Origin of the sequence: Pseudochrobactrum sp. AO18b (genome assembly GCF_000409565.1) — a bacterium.
Lineage (GTDB): Bacteria > Pseudomonadota > Alphaproteobacteria > Rhizobiales > Rhizobiaceae > Pseudochrobactrum > Pseudochrobactrum saccharolyticum.
The window spans coordinates 1-3256 of sequence record NZ_ANNO01000316.1 but is presented as its reverse complement, the minus strand read 5'-3'; the positions used below and the strand labels follow the sequence as shown (position 1 = coordinate 3256).

Annotated in this window: 4 protein-coding genes; 2 read left to right on the top strand and 2 right to left on the bottom strand. The window is 53.6% G+C overall.

Features of this window, described 5'->3' with window-relative positions; genetic code table 11:
• Positions 1-23 precede the first annotated feature (23 nt).
• Both A918_RS0112550 and miaA read right to left on the bottom strand, forming a co-directional pair.
• The gene (locus A918_RS0112550) at positions 24-776 is read right to left on the bottom strand and encodes a GGDEF domain-containing protein (protein ID WP_022711402.1); all 753 of its coding nucleotides are present in this window, start codon (positions 774-776) and stop codon (positions 24-26) included.
• A 91-nt stretch (positions 777-867) separates the two neighbouring features.
• Positions 868-1779 carry a tRNA (adenosine(37)-N6)-dimethylallyltransferase MiaA gene (miaA, locus tag A918_RS0112545; RefSeq protein ID WP_028233753.1) on the bottom strand — a complete coding sequence of 304 codons (912 nt, stop codon included), beginning with the start codon at positions 1777-1779 and terminating at the stop codon, positions 868-870.
• A 37-nt stretch (positions 1780-1816) separates the two neighbouring features.
• Between miaA and serB the strand changes: the two genes are divergently transcribed.
• Positions 1817-2716 carry a phosphoserine phosphatase SerB gene (gene serB, locus A918_RS0112540; protein ID WP_028233752.1) on the top strand — a complete coding sequence of 300 codons (900 nt, stop codon included), beginning with the start codon at positions 1817-1819 and terminating at the stop codon, positions 2714-2716.
• The coding region (locus A918_RS0112535) for a GNAT family N-acetyltransferase (RefSeq protein ID WP_022711401.1) at positions 2713-3256 on the top strand (544 nt) is incomplete at its 3' end. The genes serB and A918_RS0112535, both read left to right, overlap by 4 nt.

Sequence of the window (3256 nt, the reverse complement as noted above, 5' to 3'; positions counted from 1 at the left end):
CCCCACGGCGCTCTAAAGAAAAATCAGCGGCCGGTCATCTTCTGCAAAGCGACACGCGCCTTTTTATAAAGAGCCGGTGCTTTATCCTTACCATTCCATTCGGCAACCGCAGACACCGCATGAATAATATGGCTGTCATGCCCCATCCGCAATTCGCAGGCTTCCAGCTCCTTGCAGATTCTCGCAGCCATCTTCTCTGCATCCCCCTCCTGCAGATCCGGCACGATCAATGCAAACTCACCATCGCCCATATGCGCCAGAACATCATGATAGCGGGTGCAATTGCGGATACATAAAGCCGCTTCCATCAGCAAGCGGTCAGCTGTATCACGGCCACGCTGCTCGCAGAGCAATTGCAGTTTCTCAATACCAATCAGCAAAACGGTAACAGGGTGATTGATCTTACCGAATTGCAGCAAATATTCGTGCAGAGCGGCATCGAAATAAGGACGGCTTTGCAACCCCGTCAAAGGATCATTGAAGCTGATCTGATCCAAATCTTTGGAGTTGCGCGCAATCATCCATGTGATGATTTTCAGCTGGCCTTTGTTTTTGACCTGCATTCGGATTTGCGGCAATAGCATCAGGCCACCGGCTGCCCCCGCAGCCACCAGCAACAACAAGGCAATGCCCAAAGGCGTATCGGAAAGGGAGCCGGATTTATACGGCTCTCCAAGATCATGCATCAGCCGGTACTGCATAAACAGCATCAGGCCTGCGCCGCAGAGCAGCACAATCATGATGATGAAAAACAGTTCAGCCCGCAGATAACGCATGATCCCCCCGTTGACCCGTTGTATCACAACAACAGATTTAGGTGGGAGATTAAATCTTAAGTGTTTCACCTGCGTTAACAACAAAGCCTGCTCAGGCGAAGTAATCTTCTGCCCGTTCCAGCCGCCGCCAGTCATCCCCAAACTGGTTACGGAACCATGTCATCTGCCGCTTGGCATATTGGCGCGTGGCAATCACTGACAGTTCCACCGCCTGTTCGCGCGTTATCTCACCCTTGAGCCAGCTTTCAATCTCGCGCACACCAATGGCCTTCATCACCGGCAGAGCCGCATCCGGCTGCAAAGCCAGCAGCGCCTGCACTTCCTGAACAGCATTACCCTGCATCATCAGATCAAAACGCTGAGCAATACGCTGACGCAACCATGCCCTGTCCGGCATCAGCACCAGTTTCTCAGCGCTGTCGGGATCAATCAACGCCCTGCCTGTACTGTTTTGCCATTCAATGAGAGAGCGTCCGGTGCTGTCGACAACCTCCAGCGCACGGACAATGCGCTGACTGTCTCCCGCCTTCAACCGTTCCGCCATTGCCGGATCGCGCTTTTGCAATTCCTCATGCAGAAGCGGCGCACCATCTTGCGCCATACGATTGCGCCAGTAATCGCGCACTTCGTCTTTCACCCGCGGCACATCCGAGAGGCCGCCGAGCAGCGCTTTAAAATACAATCCGGTGCCGCCGGTAAAGACTGCGACACGCCCCTGCAATTCAGGCTTTGCCAGCAGGGCTTCCACTTCCTGAAGCCAGCGGCCGGTGGAATAAAGTTGCAATGGCGAAACATGGCCGTAAAGATAATGCGGAACAGTTTGCAGATCATCAGCTTGCGGGCGCGCTGTCAGCTGATCCAGCACATCATAAACCTGCATGGAATCACTATTTATGATATAGCCGCCGCAATCCCGTGCGAGACGCAGTGCCAATGCTGATTTACCGCTGGCAGTCGGCCCCGCGATCAGAATTGTCTTTTGCCTGTCTCTCTGCTCTACCACTCATCATTCTCCAAACGCACAAAGCGGAACCGGTATTATGTCCCAGCCAGCCTCACTTGTTGCCACACTGATCTGCAATCCTGCCAATCCGGTTCTGACACCTGAATTGGGGCATAAAGCCTGCGAGGCGGCTGATACGCAAGCCCTTTACTGGCTGGCAGATGGTATTGCCTGTGATCTGCCGCTGAAAACCGGCACAGATATCACAGAAACAACAGCAAAAATCAGAGCCGCTCTGGGCGACGCGCCTGTGGATATCGTTATTCAGGAGCAGGATAGCCGCCGCAAGAAGCTGCTGATTGCGGATATGGATTCCACCATGATCCAGCAGGAGTGCATTGATGAACTGGCCGAAGAAGTCGGCCTGCGCGAGCATATTGCCGGTATCACCGCCCGCGCAATGAATGGTGAGATCGCTTTTGAACCGGCCTTGCGTGAGCGCGTTGCTCTGCTCAAAGGCCTGCCGGTCAGCATTATTGATCAGGTTATCGCCAACCGCATCACTCTGACATCCGGCGGTAAAGAGCTGATCGCAACCATGAAAAAACACGGTGCCTATACGGCTCTGGTTTCAGGCGGGTTCACCAGCTTTACCTCCAAGATTGCCGCTATGCTCGGCTTTGATGAAAACCGCGCCAATATTCTGCTCGATGACGGCACGCATCTGACCGGTCTTGTTGAAGAACCGATCCTCGGTGCCGATGCCAAGAAGATCAGCCTCGATGAAATCTGTGCCAAACTTGACATTACCGAGCACGAAGCGATGGCAGTGGGCGATGGTGCCAATGATCTGCCGATGATCAAACATGCTGGCAGCGGCGTAGCGCTCCATGCCAAGCCTGCTGTTGCAGCACAGGCGCGCATCCGCATTGACCATGGCGATCTGACTGCCCTGCTCTATATTCAGGGCTATCGAAAAACGGATTTTGTAAAATGACCACGATTATTGAAACGCCCCGCCTGATCCTGCGCAACTGGCAGGAAGATGACCGTGCATTTTTTCACGAGATCAATTCCGATCCGGTGGTAATGGAATTCTTCCCTGCCCTGCGCAGCCGTGAGGAATCCGATGCACTGATGGATCGCATTGTGGCCATGGTCAGGGAAGACAATTTCGGCTTTTACGCCGTGCAGGAAAAAGCAAGCGGTGATGTCGTCGGTTTCACCGGATTGATGAAAACTGATATCCCTCCATTTGTACCAAAGGGTGTGCTGGAAATCGGCTGGCGCTTAGCACAACGCTATTGGGGTAAAGGTTATGTCACCGAGGCAGCGCTTGCTTCTCTTGCCTATGCTTTTGATGAGCGCGGGCAGGATGAGGTTGTGTCCTTTGCCGTGCATAATAATCACCGCTCCACAGCTGTGATGAAGCGCATTGGCATGGTCAACAAGCCGGAACGCGATTTCGACCATCCGAAAGTGCCGGATACACATCCGCAGCTGAAACGCCATGTGCTCTACACGATCAACAAAGAGC